Origin of the sequence: Streptomyces shinuiensis, assembly GCF_043660855.1 — a bacterium.
Taxonomy (GTDB): domain Bacteria; phylum Actinomycetota; class Actinomycetes; order Streptomycetales; family Streptomycetaceae; genus Streptomyces.
In genome coordinates this window covers 3,141,475-3,158,378 of the sequence record NZ_JBIHML010000001.1, presented here as the reverse complement: position 1 = coordinate 3,158,378, position 16,904 = coordinate 3,141,475, and the positions used below count along the sequence as shown (strand labels likewise).

13 protein-coding genes and 4 tRNA genes are annotated in these 16,904 nt (G+C 72.6%); 9 read left to right on the top strand and 8 right to left on the bottom strand.

Annotated features, from left to right (window positions below; genetic code table 11):
• Positions 1-29 precede the first annotated feature (29 nt).
• The 5 genes from ACGRHY_RS14325 to ACGRHY_RS14305 all read right to left on the bottom strand — a co-directional run bounded on the left by ACGRHY_RS14325 (position 30) and on the right by ACGRHY_RS14305 (position 4,250).
• Positions 30-1,976 carry a DEAD/DEAH box helicase gene (locus ACGRHY_RS14325; protein WP_394635728.1) on the bottom strand — a complete coding sequence of 649 codons (1,947 nt, stop codon included), beginning with the start codon at positions 1,974-1,976 and terminating at the stop codon, positions 30-32.
• Between the two features lie 252 nt (positions 1,977-2,228).
• Positions 2,229-2,960: a hypothetical protein gene (locus ACGRHY_RS14320; protein ID WP_394635727.1), complete on the bottom strand. Its 732-nt coding sequence runs from the start codon at positions 2,958-2,960 to the stop codon at positions 2,229-2,231.
• A gap of 56 nt (positions 2,961-3,016) precedes the next feature.
• On the bottom strand, positions 3,017-3,391 hold the full coding sequence (gene crcB, locus ACGRHY_RS14315; RefSeq protein WP_394635726.1) for a fluoride efflux transporter CrcB: 375 nt from the start codon (positions 3,389-3,391) through the stop codon (positions 3,017-3,019).
• A complete protein-coding gene (locus ACGRHY_RS14310; protein WP_394635725.1) occupies positions 3,388-3,843 on the bottom strand; it encodes a FluC/FEX family fluoride channel in 456 nt (151 codons plus the stop codon). The genes crcB and ACGRHY_RS14310 overlap by 4 nt, the downstream gene beginning before the upstream one ends.
• Positions 3,844-3,887: 44 nt before the next feature.
• On the bottom strand, positions 3,888-4,250 hold the full coding sequence (locus ACGRHY_RS14305; protein ID WP_394635724.1) for a metallopeptidase family protein: 363 nt from the start codon (positions 4,248-4,250) through the stop codon (positions 3,888-3,890).
• Positions 4,251-4,378: 128 nt separating this feature from the next.
• Here ACGRHY_RS14305 and ACGRHY_RS14300 point away from each other — a divergent pair, with 128 nt between their 5' ends.
• The 5 genes from ACGRHY_RS14300 to ACGRHY_RS14280 all read left to right on the top strand — a co-directional run bounded on the left by ACGRHY_RS14300 (position 4,379) and on the right by ACGRHY_RS14280 (position 7,167).
• Entirely contained in the window at positions 4,379-6,004 is a 1,626-nt protein-coding gene (locus ACGRHY_RS14300; protein ID WP_394635723.1) for a metallophosphoesterase family protein, read from the top strand.
• Between the two features lie 102 nt (positions 6,005-6,106).
• A tRNA-Glu gene (locus ACGRHY_RS14295) sits at positions 6,107-6,179 on the top strand.
• A 38-nt stretch (positions 6,180-6,217) separates the two neighbouring features.
• Positions 6,218-6,292: transfer RNA gene (locus ACGRHY_RS14290), tRNA-Asp, on the top strand.
• A gap of 4 nt (positions 6,293-6,296) precedes the next feature.
• Positions 6,297-6,370 (top strand) — tRNA-Phe (locus ACGRHY_RS14285).
• Between the two features lie 266 nt (positions 6,371-6,636).
• Positions 6,637-7,167 carry a DUF2087 domain-containing protein gene (locus ACGRHY_RS14280; RefSeq protein WP_394635722.1) on the top strand — a complete coding sequence of 177 codons (531 nt, stop codon included), beginning with the start codon at positions 6,637-6,639 and terminating at the stop codon, positions 7,165-7,167.
• Between the two features lie 19 nt (positions 7,168-7,186).
• On the opposite strand, the gene ACGRHY_RS14275 is transcribed toward ACGRHY_RS14280, so the two are convergent.
• Positions 7,187-8,344, bottom strand: coding sequence for an ABC transporter permease (locus ACGRHY_RS14275; protein ID WP_394635721.1), 1,158 nt, complete (start codon positions 8,342-8,344; stop codon positions 7,187-7,189).
• A gap of 106 nt (positions 8,345-8,450) precedes the next feature.
• On the opposite strand from ACGRHY_RS14275, the gene hrpA reads away from it, so the two are divergent.
• From hrpA to ACGRHY_RS14260, 3 genes are all read left to right on the top strand, one after another.
• Positions 8,451-12,515: an ATP-dependent RNA helicase HrpA gene (hrpA, locus tag ACGRHY_RS14270; protein WP_394635720.1), complete on the top strand. Its 4,065-nt coding sequence runs from the start codon at positions 8,451-8,453 to the stop codon at positions 12,513-12,515.
• A gap of 119 nt (positions 12,516-12,634) precedes the next feature.
• A tRNA-Asp gene (locus tag ACGRHY_RS14265) sits at positions 12,635-12,709 on the top strand.
• A 131-nt stretch (positions 12,710-12,840) separates the two neighbouring features.
• A complete protein-coding gene (locus ACGRHY_RS14260; protein WP_394635719.1) occupies positions 12,841-13,122 on the top strand; it encodes a DUF6274 family protein in 282 nt (93 codons plus the stop codon).
• Between the two features lie 633 nt (positions 13,123-13,755).
• On the opposite strand, the gene bldC is transcribed toward ACGRHY_RS14260, so the two are convergent.
• The gene (bldC, locus tag ACGRHY_RS14255; RefSeq protein ID WP_020869672.1) at positions 13,756-13,962 is read right to left on the bottom strand and encodes a developmental transcriptional regulator BldC; all 207 of its coding nucleotides are present in this window, start codon (positions 13,960-13,962) and stop codon (positions 13,756-13,758) included.
• Positions 13,963-14,496: 534 nt separating this feature from the next.
• Positions 14,497-15,357 carry a DUF8083 family protein gene (locus ACGRHY_RS14250; RefSeq protein ID WP_394635718.1) on the bottom strand — a complete coding sequence of 287 codons (861 nt, stop codon included), beginning with the start codon at positions 15,355-15,357 and terminating at the stop codon, positions 14,497-14,499.
• Between the two features lie 202 nt (positions 15,358-15,559).
• Between ACGRHY_RS14250 and ACGRHY_RS14245 the strand changes: the two genes are divergently transcribed.
• Positions 15,560-16,750, top strand: a complete 1,191-nt coding sequence (locus ACGRHY_RS14245; RefSeq protein WP_394635717.1) for a Leu/Phe/Val dehydrogenase — start codon at positions 15,560-15,562, stop codon at positions 16,748-16,750.
• The last annotated feature ends 154 nt before the right edge of the window (positions 16,751-16,904 follow it).

Genomic DNA, 16,904 nt, shown 5'->3' with positions numbered 1-16,904 from the left:
GGGCCGGGCCCTCAACCGGTCTGCCCGGCTCAGCCGTTGCGCTTCCAGCGCGGCTTGTCCGCACGGCGGTCGAACGAGCGGCCGCCGCCTCGGTGGTCGCCGCCCTGGTAGCCGCCGCCCTGGTAGCCGCCGCCGCGGTGATCGTCACGGCGGCCGTACGGGCGGCGGTCGTCACGGTCGCGGTCGCGGTTGAACGGACGGCGGTCGTCACGGTCCCGGTTGAACGGGCGGTCCCCGCCGCCGCGGTGGCCGAACTCGCGCCGGTCGTTGTCGCGGCGGAAGCCGCCGCGGTCGTCACGGCGGTCGCGGTTGAACGGCCGCCGGTCGCCACGCTCGCCGCGGTCGTCACGCCGGTCGCGGTTGAACGGCCGCCGGTCGCCGCGGTCGTCGCGCCGGTCGTCACGGTCCCGGTCACGGCCGTACGGGCGGCGGTCGTCACGGTCGCGGCGGAAGTTGCCCCGGTCGTCGCGGCGCTCGTACGACCGCTCCTCGCGCGCCCGGCGCGCGTCGGCCTCGGCCTTCGCCTCCGCCGCGTCGGCCTCGGCGGTGAACTCGGCCACCGCCGCCTCGGTCGCCTCGGCGACCGCGGCCACGGCCGCCTCCGGGTCTTCGCCCCGCTCGCGGGCGGCGCGCGCCGACAGCTTGTCGGCCTCCTCGCGCAGCTCGGCGGCGCGGCGCTGCGCGCGCTCCAGCTGCCGGGTGACCTCGGCCACCTCGCGCTCGGCCTGCTTGGCGGCGTTCAGCGCCGACTCGGCCTGCACCTCGGTCAGTGACCGGGCGCCGGTGATCTCCACCACGTCGTCGTCGAAGGCGTCGCCGCGGCCGATGATGTGGCGCGAGGCGTCCACGCCCGCGTCCTCCATCAGCCGGAAGATCTGCCGCCGCTGGTGCGGCAGCGCCAGCGAGACGACCGTGCCGGAGCGGCCCGCGCGGGCGGTGCGGCCGGAGCGGTGCAGGTAGTCCTTGTGGTCGCCGGCCGGGTCCACGTTGAGCACCAGGTCGATGTCGTCGACGTGGATGCCGCGCGCGGCGACATCGGTGGCGACCAGCACGTTGACGCGGCCGTCCTTGAAGTCGGCCAGCGTCCGGGTGCGCAGGCCCTGCGTCATGCCGCCGTGCAGCGCGTCCGCCCGCACACCCGCCTCGCGGAGCTGCTCGGCCACGCGGTCGGCACCGAGCTGGGTGCGGACGAAGACGATGGTGCGGCCCTTGCGCGCGGCGATGGCGGCGGTGACCGGCGCCTTGTCGCGCGGCTTCACGATCAGCACGTGGTGGCTCATCGTCGTGACCGCGCCCTGGGCGGCGTCCACCTCGTGGTGGACGGGGTCGACGAGGTAGCGGCGCACCAGGGTGTCGATCTCGTTCTCCAGCGTGGCGGAGAACAGCATCCGCTGGCCGCCGGCCGGCACCAGGTCGAGCAGTTCGGTGACCTCGGGCAGGAAGCCCAGGTCGGCCATCTGGTCGGCCTCGTCCAGGATCGCGGTCTCCACGTCGTCCAGCGAGCAGGAGCCGCGGTTGATCAGGTCGCGCAGCCGGCCCGGGGTGGCGACGAGGATGTCGACGCCGCGCTCCAGGGCGGAGATCTGGTTGCCCATCGAGGTGCCGCCGCAGACGACCTTCAGCTTCAGGCCGAGGACGTCGCCGTACGGCTGGAGCGCGTCGCTGACCTGCATGGCCAGTTCGCGGGTGGGGGTGAGGATGACGCCGCGGGGGCGCTTGCGCTCGGTGCGGCCGCCGGTCAGGCGGGCCAGCAGCGGCAGGCCGAAGCTGAGCGTCTTGCCGGAGCCGGTGCGGCCGCGGCCGAGGACGTCCTTGCCCGCCAGCGCGTCCGGGATGGTCGCGACCTGGATCGGGAACGGGACGGTGACGCCGTTGTGCGCGAGCTTGCGGACGATCTCGCCGGGCAGACCGAGGTCGGCGAACGTGGTCGTCGGCTCGTCCTCGGGCAGGACGACGTCAGGGGTGGTCACAGACATGCGAAAACAAACCTCTCGGAAGTCACATGGCACGCGCCCGCAACTCCGTGTTTTCGCATAAGACCGCCTCGATGCGGTCAGCCACGGCTCAGGTGAGGAACGCGCCACACGGCGCGCTACTGATTCACGGCGCCGGGCAAATGGGAGCAAACGATCTGCCACCATACGACCTCCCCTCCCCGAGCGCAAATCTCTTGTCCGCGCTGCCGATGGGGCGGGAGGAACGGCGATGGCGACCGCCTGGGGGGAAGTCTACCGGTCCGCGGAGCCGGAATGCCCGCCCGAGTCCTGCGGGCCGCCGGTTCCGTGGATGTCGTACGGGGAGCGGACGACGGACGGCCCTCCCTTCATTCCGTACCGCGCCGTCAGTCCGGAAAGCCCCTCGGCGCCGGCCTCCGTACCGCCGCTCCCGCCGTCGCCGTCACCTCCGCCGGCGTCTGCGCCTCCGCTCCCCTGCGACGGTGTGGGCCCGGCGGACGGGGCCGTGGGGTCCGGGGATGGTGGCGCGGCGGTACGCGAGGGGGTGGCCGGGGTGGTCGTACGCCCTCCGCCCTTGCCCGAACTCGCCGAGGGGGAAGGCTTGTCCGACCGCGGAGCGCCCGCCGGAGGGGTTGCGGAGGAGGGCGAGGGGGAGGAGGACGACGAGCCGGACGGCCGCTTCGGGGACCCGTCCTCACCGCCCCGGTCCTTCCGCCCGCCCTGCCCTCCGTGGTCCGCGCCCCGCTCCCCCGCCCCGCCGCCGCGCGGGGCGACCCCGCTGCCCGGCCGCGGGTCGCCGGCGTGCCTGGAGACCCGGTGCCCGGCCGGCTGCCGGCCGTCGCCCTCCCCCTCGCCTCCGGAGGAGCCGACCGTCATGCAGCCGCTGAGGGTGGCCAGCAACAGGGCGCCGGCAGCCGTACGGACGCTCGTGCGGGCGTCCGTACGAGCGGGCCGGCGGGCGTGCTCGGAGGCGTGCTCGCGGTGGGCGGGACTGGACGGGCGCACGGGCGGCACCTCCGGGAGGCGGGAGACTGAGGCGGGCTCCCCCTGCCCAACTCCCCTCAGCCCGACAGGTAACGCGTCAGCTCCAGACCCGCCCACACCGCCCCCAGGGCGACCGGCGGCGTGACGGCCGCGTTCGCCAGCGCCGCCCGCCCGTGGCCGCGTTCGGCCAGCCGCAGCGTCTCGTAGGAGAAGGTGGAGTACGTCGTCAGCGCGCCGCACAGCCCCGTGCCGAGCAGGGCGGCGGCCCCCGGCCCCGCCGCCCCCGCTCCGGCGGCACCGGTCACCAGGCCCAGCAGCAGGCTGCCGGCGGTGTTGACGGTGAGGGTGCCCCAGGGGAAGAGCGACTCGTGCCGCGACTGCACCGCGCGGTCCACCGTGTACCGCAGGCACGCGCCCGCCGCACCGCCGAGCGCCACCAGGAGCCAGCTCACCGCGCCACCGCCGCACGGGTCGCGGCGGTGGCCGCCCACACGGCGCCGAGGGCGGCGGCCGGGGTGGCGCCCAGGTACAGCAGCGCGGTGCCCGCGGCGCCCTCCTCCAGCAGCCGTACGGCGTCGAGCGCGTACACGGAGAAGGTGGTGAAGCCACCCAGCACGCCCGCCCCCAGGAAGGGCCGCGTCAGCGGATGGCGCGCCCGCGTCCCGCCGTGCTCCTCCAGCAGCGCCATCAGCACGCCGATCAGCGCGCACCCGGCGGCGTTGACGGCGAGGACGGCCCAGGGGAAGCCGCCGGACGCGGCGGGCCACGCCAGCGTGAGGCCGTACCGGGCGCAGGCGCCGAGCGCGCCGCCCGCCGCTACGGCGGCGAGGACGGCCGCCGCGTGCGCCCCGGCGGTCTCGGCGCGGTGGGCGGGTACGTGCAGATCGACGTCGGGATCGATCACCCCGTCCCCGGAACCCTCCGCGGCCCCCTCCCGAAAGCCTCCGCTCACGCGTATCCCAGATCGTGCAGCCGCTCGTCGTCGATGCCGAAGTGGTGGGCGATCTCGTGCACCACGGTGATCTCCACCTCCTCGACGACCGTCTGCCGGTCGCCGCCGTCGCGCTCGCACATCCGCAGGGTGGGCCCGCGGTAGACGGTGATGCGGTCCGGCAGGACGCCCGCGTACCACTCGCCGCGCTCGGTCAGCGGCGTGCCCTCGTAGAGCCCGAGCAGTTCGGGATCCTCGGCGGGCGGCTCGTCCTCCACGAACACCGCCACGTTGTCCATGAGCCGCGTCAGCTCCGGCGGGATCCGGTCGAGCGCCTCGGCCACCAGTTCCTCGAACTCCTCGCGCGTCATCTCCAGCACGCGCCCATTGTCCGCCAAGGCACGCGGACGGCGCACGGGACGGCGGCGGAACGGTGTACCGGGCCGCCGCCGCGCAGACGCCGCGCGTCCGCCGCATAGTCGTCCCCCGGACGGGCATATGGCACGGCATGAGCCGAGAACCCCTCCGGCCGCGCCGGGCCCCCGCCCGCTGGGCCGCAGCCGTTCCCCGTGCTCTGCGACGCCGCTTCCGGGCACACCGGCCCGCGCCGGTGTACTCCCTGAGCCACACCCCCCACCCGTACGCCCGCGCGTTCGCGCTGGCCGCCGTCACGCTGCTCGGTGCCTGGCTGGGACTGCTCGTCGTGGGGAGCGTGAAGGCGGACGTGGGACCGGTGGACACCCGGATGTCGCTGCGCCCCTCACTGACCGGGGGCACCGAGATCAGCGTGCCACCGCTCGGCGCGCTCGAACTGGACAGCCACCTCGCCCCGCTCGCCCTGGACGTCGACATCGACCAGCTCGACCCCGAGCGCGCCCAGGCCCTGATAGACCGCCCGGAGCGGATCAGCGGTCTGGAGGGGCAGATCACCCGCGATGTGCAGTCCGGCACACGGGACCTGGCGGTGAGGGCCTCCGTCGCGGTGGTCGCCGGCGCCACGGCGCTCGGCCTGGCCGTCTACCGGCGCCCGCGGCGCGCGCTCGCGGCGGGCGGCCTCGCGCTCGCGCTCCTGGCGACCTCCGGCGCGAGCGCCTACGCGACGTGGAACCCGAAGTCGCTGCTGGAGCCGAAGTTCTCCGGACTGCTGGCCAGCGCACCGAGCGTGGTGGGCAACGCGCGCAGCATCGTCACCGATTTCGACGTCTACCAGCAGGAGCTGGCGCGCCTGGTCACCAACGTCACCAAGCTCTACGACGCCACGTCCACGCTCCCCGCCTACCAGCCGGATCCCAGCACCATCCGTGTGCTGCACGTCTCCGACATCCACCTCAACCCGGCCGCGTGGCACATCATCAGGTCGCTGGTCGAGCAGTACGAAGTCGCCGTGATCATCGACGCGGGCGACACCATGGACCACGGCACCGCGGCCGAGAACGGCTTCCTGGACCCGGTCGAGGACCTCGGCGCGCCGTACGTGTGGGTGCGCGGCAACCACGACTCGCTCACCACCCAGAAGTACATCGAGGAGCTGGACAACACCCACGTCCTGGACGACGGGAAGCCGGTGACCGTGGGCGGCCTGCGGATCGCGGGCATCGGCGACCCGCAGTTCACCCCGGACCGCTCGGTGGTCGCCGAGGGCGACGCGGCCGAGCGCGTCGCGGGCCGGAAACTGGCCGCCTCGCTGCGCAGGAGCGCGGCGGCGGGCAAGCCGGTGCACATCGCCGCCGCGCACAACCCGATCGCGGCCCAGCAGACGGACGGCGACGTGCCCCTGGTGCTGGCCGGCCACGTCCACCGCCGGGAGGCGCGGGTGATGGAGGAGGGCACCCGGCTGATGATCGAGGGCTCCACGGGCGGCGGCGGACTGCGGGCCGTGGAGGGCGACGAGCCGCAGAAGGTGATGGCCTCGGTGCTCTACCTGGACCGGGACACCAGGCAGCTCCAGGCGTGGGACGAGATCACCCTGGGCGGTCTGGGCCTGACGACGGCCGAGGTCAGCCGTCATCTGCCGGAGGACGTGGAGCCGGGCAGCTCCCCGTCCCCGTCCCCCTCCGGCTCACCCTCCGAATCGCCGTCCGAATCGCCGTCCGAGTCCCCGTCCCGATCACCGTCCGGGCGGCCCGCCGACTAGCCCGCCCGGGCGCCGCCGGAAATCCGTTTTGGCGATCCGTCCCGCCATCCCATATGCTTCTCACGTCCCCGACGCGCTGGGAAGCGCCCAGGTGGGCCATCAGCCCTCATCGTCTAGTGGCCCAGGACGCCGCCCTTTCAAGGCGGTAGCACGGGTTCGAATCCCGTTGGGGGCACGCACAACCTGTGCGAGACTGGTGCTCGTACATAGCTTGGTCCTGTGGAGCAGTTTGGAGTGCTCGCCACCCTGTCAAGGTGGAGGCCGCGGGTTCAAATCCCGTCAGGACCGCTGCGGCTGGGTAGCTCAGTTGGTACGAGCGTCCGCCTGAAAAGCGGAAGGTCGCCGGTTCGACCCCGGCCCCAGCCACCGCAGGTGAAAGCCCCGTTCCGGGTCTCCGGAGCGGGGCTTTCACCGTCTTCACGCCAACCCGTACGCCAACGGGCGGGGGCAGGCACCGAGGTCGGCGCTGCGGGTCTGGGATCAGCCGGACGGAATACTCCGCACGGGAGGACATGGCCCGGCCACGGTGTGAAGGTCCGCACAGTTCACGTACGAGACCCGTCGTACTTCGTCGGGCCCGCGCCGGAAAAACCGGAGGCGGTACGGGGCGGGCCGGTGGCAGGGTGAGGGGCATGACGCCTGGAGATCTCGCGGGACTGTTCGCCGAGCCGCAGCGGTTGCGCGCCTTCGCCGCGATGGTGCTGGGTGCCGGAAGCGTGCCGGAGGTGGCCGCGTCCGCCGGCCTGTCCGTGCGCGAGGCCGCGGTCGCCGTGCGGCGGCTGCGGGACGGTGGACTCGTCGCCGGGGAGGACGGAGGAGACGGGGACGGCGGGCTGCGTGTCGAGGCCGGGCGGTTCCGGGAGCTCGCCCGCGCCCAGGGCGCGGAGAGCGGGGATGCGGAGGCCGCCGGGGAGCCGCTCCACCGGTCCGTACGGGGCGGGCGCATCGTCCATCTGCCGGCCAGGAAGGGCCGGCGGCTGCCGGTCCTGCGGCATGTGGTGGAGCGCTCCTTCGGGACCGGCCGCGTCTACGGCGAGCGCGAGGTGGACGACCGGCTGCGCGTGTGGTGCGAGGGCGGGGCCACCGACCATGTGACAGTGCGGCGCTACCTGATCGACGAGTGCCTGCTCAAACGCGAGGACGGCCGGTACTGGCGCCCCTGAGCGGGCCCGCGGTACCGGGTCAGGAGCCGCCGGCCCGGCCGCCCGGGTGGCGGTGGCGCAGGATCCAGAAGACGGCGCAGGAGGCGACCGCCCAGGCGGTCAGCACCAGATAGGGCTGCGCGTGCGGATAGCCCGGGAAGTAGACGGCCGTGTGCTGGGCGTTGACGGAGGCGCCGGGCGGGAGCCAGCGGCCGACGGTTCCCAGCGGTGACGGCAGCAGGGGCCAGGAGACCGCTCCCCCGGAGGAGGGGTTGCCGATGAGGACCATCAGGCCCCAGGTGGGGAGCATGGCCCAGCGGCCGATCAGGGCCTGGAACATGGTGAAGACCATGCCCGAGGTGAACATGGTCAGGGCGAGGATCATCCAGGAGTGGACGAAGGGGAAGTCGACCGCGTCCAGCAGCCAGTCCACGGCCGCGGTGATGGCGAAGCCGCCCAGCAGCGAGTAGGCGGCCGTGAAGGCGATCCGCTCGGCGGGGTTCAGGCCCCTGGCGTGGATGCTCATCTGGATGGCCCCGATGAAGCCGGTGACCACCGCCGCGAGGGTGACGTAGAACAGGGCCAGGCCGCGCGGGTCGCCCGGGTCCAGCGGTTTGGCGTCGCGTACCGCCACCCGCAGTCCGGTCTCCTCGCCCGCCGAGCGGGCGGCCTCGGTGAGCAGTTCGGCGACGGAGGCGCCCGAGGCACTGGAGACCTCCAGCACCGGCCGCTCCCGGCCGGGGCCGGCGGAGGCGCGCAGCACGGCGAAGACCTTCTGCGACTCCAGGGCCTCGTCGGCCGCCGCGGCGGTGGGGTACTCGCGCAGTTCCAGGGAGGAGCGCAGGTCCTCGCTCACGGCGTCGGCGAAGGCCTCCGCGCGTTCCCGGTCGGCGGTGTCGCTCCCGGCGGCGCCGACGACCGCGACGGGGATGCGGCGCGGGGTGGGATCGGCCATGGCGTAGGTGTACGAGCCGGCGAAGAGGCCGGCCGCGGCGGCGATGAGCAGCGACAGCACGGTGGCGGGCAGGAAGGGCGAGCCCTTGAAGCGCCGCCACCGTCCGGCGGCACCCCCTGTCCGACGGCCCTCTCCGGTTCCCTCCCCGGCGCGGGCATCATGAGAGCCGTGCGCGGTGCGCGAGCCGTCGGAGCCTTCGGGGCCGTCAGAGCCGTCGGGGAGGGCGTGGCGCCGGTCGTCCATGCGCCCACCCTAGACAGTCATTTCACCCATAACACCGCACACCGGTCACGAGAAGCGGTGAATTGATTCGCCCGGCACTCGGTGCGGGTGCGATCCTGGAGTCCGTATGTCCACTGTGTCTGATCCCAGCCTCCCCGCCGTCCTGGAGCGACTGCCCGAGCTGATGCTGCGCGACCAGCAGCGGCTCGGCCGCCGACTGGAGGGCACCCGCCGTGTCCGCAAGCCGGAGGCGCGGCGTGCCGTGCTCGCGGAGATCGCCGCCGAGGTCGAGCGCGCCGAGCTGCGCGTGGCCGCCCGGCGGGAAGCCGTACCGGCTATCGACTACCCCGAGCAGCTACCCGTCAGCCAGAAGAAGGACGAGATCCTCCAGGCGATCCGGGACCACCAGGTCGTGATCGTCGCGGGCGAGACCGGCTCCGGCAAGACCACCCAGATCCCCAAGATCTGCCTGGAGCTCGGGCGCGGGGTGAAGGGACTGATCGGGCACACCCAGCCACGCCGGATCGCGGCCCGCACGGTGGCCGAGCGCGTCGCCGAGGAGTTGCGCACCCCGCTGGGCGAGGCGGTGGGCTGGAAGGTCCGCTTCACCGACCAGGTGGGCGAGGACACCCTGGTCAAGCTGATGACGGACGGCATCCTGCTGGCCGAGATCCAGACCGACCGCGAGCTGCGCCGGTACGACACGATCATCATCGACGAGGCGCACGAGCGCAGCCTCAACATCGACTTCCTGCTGGGCTATCTCGCCCGGCTGCTGCCCCGCCGCCCGGACCTCAAGGTCGTCATCACCTCCGCGACGATCGACCCCGAGCGCTTCTCCCGCCACTTCGGCGACGCCCCGATCGTGGAGGTGTCCGGCCGTACGTACCCGGTGGAGGTCCGCTACCGGCCGCTGCTGGAGGAAGAGGGCGACAACCCGGACCGGGACCAGGTCACCGCGATCTGCGACGCGGTCGACGAGCTCCAGGCCGAAGGGCCGGGCGACATCCTGGTCTTCCTCTCCGGCGAGCGGGAGATCCGTGACACCGCCGACGCACTGAACAGGAAGAACCTGCGCCACGCGGCGAAGCAGCACATCGGGCACGGGACCGAGGTGCTGCCGCTGTACGCGCGGCTGTCGCACGCCGAGCAGCACCGGGTGTTCCAGCGGCATACCGGCCGGCGGATCGTACTGGCCACCAACGTCGCCGAGACGTCGCTGACCGTCCCCGGCATCAAGTACGTCATCGACACCGGCACCGCCCGCATCTCCCGCTACAGCCACCGCACCAAGGTCCAGCGGCTGCCGATCGAGCCGGTCTCGCAGGCCAGCGCCAACCAGCGCAAGGGCCGCTGCGGCCGTACCTCGGACGGCATCTGCGTCCGGCTGTACTCCGAGGAGGACTTCCTCTCCCGCCCGGAGTTCACCGACCCGGAGATCCTGCGCACCAACCTGGCCTCCGTCATCCTCCAGATGACCGCCGCCGGGCTGGGCGACATCGAGCGCTTCCCCTTCATCGACCCGCCGGACCACCGCAGCATCAAGGCCGGTGTGCAGCTTCTGGAGGAGCTCGGCGCGCTCGATCCGAAGCAGAAGGACCCCCGCAGGCGCCTGACGGAGACGGGCCGGAAGCTGGCGCAGTTCCCCGTCGACCCGCGGCTGGCGCGGATGGTGCTGGAGGCCGACCGCAACGGCTGTGTCCGCGAGGTCATGGTGATCGCCGCGGCGCTGTCCATCCAGGACCCGCGCGAGCGCCCCGCCGACAAGCAGCAGCAGGCCGACCAGCAGCACGCCCGGTTCCGCGACGAGAACAGCGACTTCCTCACCCTGCTCAACCTGTGGCGTCACGTGCGCGAGCGGCAGAAGGAGCTGTCCTCCTCGGCCTTCCGCCGGATGTGCAGGTCCGAGTTCCTCAACTACCTGCGCATACGCGAGTGGCAGGACATCTACGTCCAGCTCCGCCAGGTCGCCAAGTCCATGGGCGTCCACATGAACGACCGGGACGCGGACGCCGACCGCGTCCACCAGTCGCTGCTGGCGGGCCTGCTGTCGCACATCGGGCTCAAGGAGATCAAGGAGAGCGGGAGGAACTCCACGGGCGAGGGCGGGAGGGAGAGCGCGAAGGGCGGCGAGTACCTGGGCGCGCGCAGCGCCAGGTTCGCCGTCTTCCCCGGCTCCGCGCTGTTCAGGAAGCCGCCTCGCTGGATCATGTCGGCCGAGCTGGTGGAGACCTCGCGGCTGTGGGCGCGGGTCAACGCGAAGATCGACCCGGACTGGATCGAGCCGCTCGCCGGCCATCTGGTCAAGCGCACCTACAGCGAGCCGCACTGGGAGCAGAAGCAGGCGGCGGTGATGGCCTACGAGAAGGTGACGCTGTACGGCGTGCCCGTCGTGGCCCAGCGCAAGGTGAACTACGGGCGCATCGACCCGGAGACCTGCCGCGAGCTGTTCATCCGCAACGCCCTGGTGGAGGGCGACTGGCGTACCCACCACCAGTTCTTCCACGACAACCGCAGACTGCTGGGCGAGGTGGAGGATCTGGAGCACCGGGCCCGCCGCCGCGACATCCTCGTCGACGACGAGACGCTGTTCGACTTCTACGACCAGCGAGTCCCCGAACACGTCGTCTCCGGCGCGCACTTCGACTCCTGGTGGAAGCGCAAACGCCAGGAGGAGCCGGACCTGCTCAACTTCGAGAAGTCCATGCTCATCAACGAGCGGGCCGGGCGGGTCACCAAGGACGACTACCCCGACTCCTGGCACCAGGGCAGACTGAGGTTCCGGGTGACGTACCAGTTCGAGCCGGGCGCGGACGCCGACGGCGTCACCGTCCACATCCCCCTCCAGGTGCTCAACCAGGTCTCCTCCGAGGGCTTCGACTGGCAGATCCCGGGGCTGCGCGCGGATCTGGTCACCGAGCTGATCCGCTCGCTGCCCAAGCCGGTCCGCCGCAACTACGTCCCCGCCCCCGACTTCGCCCGGCGCTTCCTGGACACCGTCGCCGGGCAGGACGGCGGCATCCCCCAGGACACGCTGAACGAGCCGCTGACGGCCGTGCTGGCGCGGGGGCTGACGCGGATGACGGGGGTGCGGGTGTCCCCGGACGACTTCGACCCGTCCAGGGTCCCCGACCACCTGAGGATCACCTTCCGGGTGGTGGACGAGCGGCGCCGCAAGGTCTCCGGCGACGCCGAGAGCAAGGACCTGGAGGAGCTGAGGGACGCCCTGCGCCCACGCACCCGGGCCGCTCTGTCCAAGGCGTTCGACTCCGCCCGGGAGAAGGGCGGTGACGGCGCCGGCGGCGGCCTGGAGCAGCGCACCGGGCTGACCTCCTGGACCATCGGCGCCCTGCCGCGCACCTTCGAGACGCGGCGGGCCGGCCAGCCGGTCAGGGCGTACCCGGCGCTGGTGGACGACGGCGGCTCGGTGTCGGTGAGACTCTTCGACACCGAGGACGAGCAGCGCGAGGCGATGTGGCGCGGCACACGCCGCCTGATCCTGCTCAACCTCCCCTCCAGTCCGGCCAAGTTCGCCCAGTCCAAGCTCACCAACCAGGACAGGCTCGCCCTCGCGGCCTCTCCGCACGGCGGTGTCCAGGCGCTGTTCGACGACTGCGTGACGGCCGCCGCCGACCGGCTGATCGCTTCGCACGGCGGCCCGGCCTGGGACGAGGAGGGCTTCCGCAAGCTCTTCGACGCCGTGCGCGCCGACATCACGGACGCGACGGTGGTGACGGTGCGGCAGGTGCGCGAGGTACTCGCCGCGTGGCAGTCGTGCGAGCGGCGGATGAAGTCGCCGCCGCTGTCGAGCAGTCCGACACTGGCGCCGAACCTCGCGGATGTGCGGCGGCAGCTCACGGAGCTGGTCGGCCCGGGTTTCGTGACCGCCCACGGCGCCCGTCGCCTGCCGGACCTGCTGCGCTATCTGACGGCCGTGGACCGCCGCCTGCAGCAGCTGCCCACCAACGTCGACCGGGACCGCGCCCGGATGGCGAAGGTGAAGGAGATGCGGGACGAGTACGAGTGGCTGCTGGAGCAGTTCCCGCAGGGGCGGCCGGTACCGCGGGAGGCCCGCGAGATCCGCTGGATGCTCGAGGAGCTGCGGGTCAGCTACTTCGCGCACGCCCTGGGCACGGCGTACCCGGTCTCGGACAAGCGCATCGTGAAGGCGGTGGACGCGGCGGCGCCGTAGCGGGACCGGCGGCGGGTTCCGGTAGCGGTTCCGGGACTGTGAGTGAGTTCGCTTTGTGTCCCTGAGCTGCTGTAGAGTCCTTCTCGCAGCTCGGGCGGCACCCGGCGCTGCGGCTTCCAGGTCCTGTGGAGCAGTTTGGAGTGCTCGCCACCCTGTCAAGGTGGAGGCCGCGGGTTCAAATCCCGTCAGGACCGCATCAGGTGGCCCGGATCCCCGGTGGATCCGGGCCACCGGCCGTTTTACGCGCCCTCGGGCATTCCTGCGCGCAGACCGTCTTGACGACTCATCAGGCCGCGGGTACCCCTGCTACAGGGAGGTGGGCGCGATGCCGACGACTCCGGAGCATCCGCGGCACGAGACACGGGCCCTGCTGCGGGCCCATCTGTCCGCCGCGACGCGTTACGGCCACGCCACCCGGCACTGCCCGGTCTGCCACCGGCTGCAGCGGCTGGCGATGGAGCCCGCGGGCGAGCGCCCCGGCGGACCGCCCGCGGCCGCCTCCTCCGTCCCGCGCCCGGAGCCGCCCGTACGGCCTGTGCGGGCCGTACGCCCCGGGGAGGGCCCCGAGCCGCCCGCGGAGGGCCGGGCGGGCCCCGGCGGCACCTGAGCCGGATCTGACGGGCCCTCCGTTCGCGACGCCGCCGTGGCACCGCCTCCCACGGCTGGGGGCGACCCCGTCGCGCACGGCCGGCGGCCGACGGCGCACCGGTGGCCGGCCGGAGGTCCGATTGCGGGGCGTCGTACGCTTATTTCCCATTACCGTACGGTAGTTGGGTGACGCAAGACCCACGCGGTGTGACGGGAGTCACCGAATCGGTTGATCAGCGTGGTGAATTCATCCCCTTCCTGCATCGGGTAAATTTAATATGTGCCATTGCACTGCACCCGAGCGCCCCTCCCGGCACCTCCGCACGCCCCCGCACGGGACCTCTCCGGCGACCCCGCAGGGCCTCTCCCGGCGCCTCCCGGCACCCCTCGACCCTCCCGGCCGGCGCGGCCAACCGGGCGCGGAACAGGCCCGGTTGACGCACGGCAAGGCCCCTCGGCCGGAACCGGGGTTCCGGCCGAGGGGCCTTGCCGTGCGTGACGGCGCGAAGGGGTACGCAAGATCGCGCTGGACCCGGCGGAGCCCAGCGCGATCGACGTTCAGGCCGTGTGGGGGACACCGGCCCGAAAGGTGGTGCCGAGTCGGGCGGCGAAGCGGGATGGGGACCCCGTCACGCCCGATTCACAGGGTTGTTCAGCCCTCGCTGCGCTGCTGCGGGATGCCCGCGAGCAGGGCGCGCACCTCCGCCTCGCGGTAGCGGCGGTGCCCTCCGAGCGTGCGGATGGACGTGAGTTTGCCTGCCTTGGCCCAGCGCGTGACCGTCTTCGGGTCCACACGGAACATGGTGGCAACCTCAGCCGGGGTCAGCAGCGGCTCGGCATCAGGGGTGCGAGCGGTCATGAGCGGCCTCCTCGGGAGAACCGAACCATCACGGTTCTTTCCTCTAAATTCTGCACCTTGACCCGCGTTGCCCGAAATGGCGGACGCGGGCCGAGTCGGTTATAGGACGAACGGCTTGTCCTCGGCACTACAACTACACCATCTGTCCAGCCACGTCGGCCAAACCGACGGAATTGCCCTCTCAGGTGTCCAACCTCGACGGAAGCCGATGGACCGTGTCATAACGGACGGTCACATCATCGTGACGATCGGTTACAACGTGAGCGGACCTCTCCAGCCCCCTGGAAAGGAGCGCAATACCGATGGATCCGACCTTGGCTGGACGGATGAAGCCCCCTCCGGACTCCTTGTCCTATTTTGACACGAGAGATGTCCTTCGGGGCAAGACCCCGGTAAGTGCCGTCCGTCACCCTGGGGCACCCCTGGCGTGAAGGCCGGGAACGGACCGGAACGGACCGGAAAGACCCGGTTCACGGCACAGGGGGGGTGCCGACGGCCCGGGCCGCCCGTGCGGAACGCCCCGGCCGGGACACCTCAACTGGCCAGCCCGCGGTGCCGCACCGCCCGCCAGCGCTCGGTCAGCCGCTCGTAGACGGCGCTCGCGCGCTCACCGTCGCCCTCCCGCAGCGCCGCCAGTCCCTCCGCGGTGTCGGCCGCGGAGTGGTCCGAGGCCAGTTGCTCCTCCGGGATGGTATACACCAGTCCGCCGTAGTCCAGCTCCACCATCGAACGCGGATGGAACTCCTCCAGCCAGCGCCCGACGTCCACCAGCCCGTCGATCAGCGGGCTGTCCTCCAGTTCCTCGCGCAGCACCTTCAGCGCACGCGCCACCCGCCGCCTCGCCTGCACCATCGGGGTGCGGTAGCGCAGGACGGTCCCCTCCCCCGCGTCGCCGGCTCCGCCGTCCGCACCCTCGCCGTACTCGCGCTCCTCGTCCGCGAAGAGCACGAACCAGCGCACCGGCACATGCCAGGTCGCCGAGCGGATCCACGGCCGGGCGTCCGGGTTCCGCTCCCGCCAGCGGTCGTAGTCCGCCGCGGCCTCACGTCGCACCACCGGCGGCACCGCCGCGTCCAGCACCGGTGCCGGCAGCTCGTCGCCGAGCCCGGCCAGCGCCTGCCAGCCCCGCAGCCTGGTCCGCCAGGGGCAGACGCACAGCACCCCGTCCACCTCGGCCACGAAGGCGTCCGCGCTCTCGCGCACCGGCACCACCACGGGCGGCACCGGCAGCAGGTCCGCCAGCGAACGGCGCAGCTCGTCCTGCGCCCCGGGCAGGCTCCCGCGGCGGGCGTAGCGGGCCCAGTGGGAGCGCTCCGGCTCGGGAAAGGCGGCCAGCGGCTCGTAGACCCGAAGGTAGGACGCGTACGGGACGGCCACCGGAGTAGTGAGGGCCAAGGGATTCTTCCTCCCGGAACAGCGGGCCGAGGGGCGGACAACGGCAGTTCAATACCCTGATCGTGGCACCGCAACTGCACACCCGTACTCCCGGGGCCCGTCAGGCCGTACCCTCATGCCAACCGGCCCGCCCCGCATCCCACCGCCACAAGCGGGAGAATGCCGGAAGGGCACCCTTCCGCGACATACAGGAGTCACCACCGTGACTGACGTACGTCCCGCCGTCAGCGTCGACGGACACCCAGACGGCTCAGAGAGCGCCGTGAGCGCGCAGCGCACCACAGGTTCGGTCCTGCACACCCTGTTCCACTCCGAGCAGGGTGGCCATGAGCAGGTCGTCCTCTGCCAGGACCGCGAGACCGGCCTGAAGGCGGTCATCGCCGTCCACTCCACGGCCCTGGGTCCGGCTCTGGGCGGCACCCGCTTCCACGCGTACGCCTCCGAGGAGAACCCGGAGGAGGCCGCCGTGAAGGACGCCCTCAACCTCGCCCGCGGCATGTCGTACAAGAACGCGCTCGCCGGGCTGGACCACGGCGGCGGCAAGGCCGTGATCATCGGCGACCCCGGGCAGCACAAGACCGAGGCCCTCCTGGAGGCCTACGGCCGCTTCGTCGCCTCCCTCGGCGGCCGCTACGTCACCGCCTGCGACGTCGGCACCTACGTCCAGGACATGGACGTGGTCTCGCGCACCTGCCGCTGGACGACCGGCCGCTCCCCCGAGAACGGCGGCGCCGGCGACTCCTCCGTGCTCACCGCCTTCGGCGTCTACCAGGGCATGCGCGCCAGTGCGAAGCACCTGTGGGGCGACGCCTCGCTGCGCGGCCGGAAGATCGGCGTCGCGGGCGTCGGCAAGGTCGGCCGCCACCTGGTGGGCCACCTGCTCGACGAGGGCGCCGAGGTCCTGGTCACGGACGTGCGCCCCGAGGCGGTCGAGCACATCACGGCCGCGCACCCGGAGGTGGTGGCGGTCGCCGACACCGACGCGCTGATCCGCACCGAGGGGCTGGACGTGTACGCGCCCTGCGCGCTCGGCGGCGCCCTGGACGACGAGACCGTCGCCGTGCTGACCGCGAAGGTGGTCTGCGGCGCGGCCAACAACCAGCTCGCCCACCCGGGTGTCGAGAAGGACCTCGCCGACCGGGGCGTCCTCTACGCGCCCGACTACGTGGTGAACTCCGGCGGCGTGATCCAGGTCGCGGACGAGCTCCACGGCTTCGACTTCGCACGCGCGAAGGCGAAGGCCGAGAAGATCCACGGCACCACGCTGGCGATCTTCGAGCGTGCCGCCGCCGACGGCGTGCCGCCGGCGGTGGCGGCCGACCGCATCGCCGGGCAGCGGATGGCCGAGGCCCGCAGGGCCGGCGCAGCGAACCGAGCCGGCGCAGCGAACTGACCCAGCGTCCACCAGGATGTGCCCCTCGGTGACGGGTGGTGGGGGAGACATCCCTCACCACCCCTGGGCGGGTGACCGGGCGGACAGAAGGTAAAATCGTCACTGACCAGCGGAGAAATGGTCACCAGGCGGGGCGGGCACCGGCCGTGTCGTG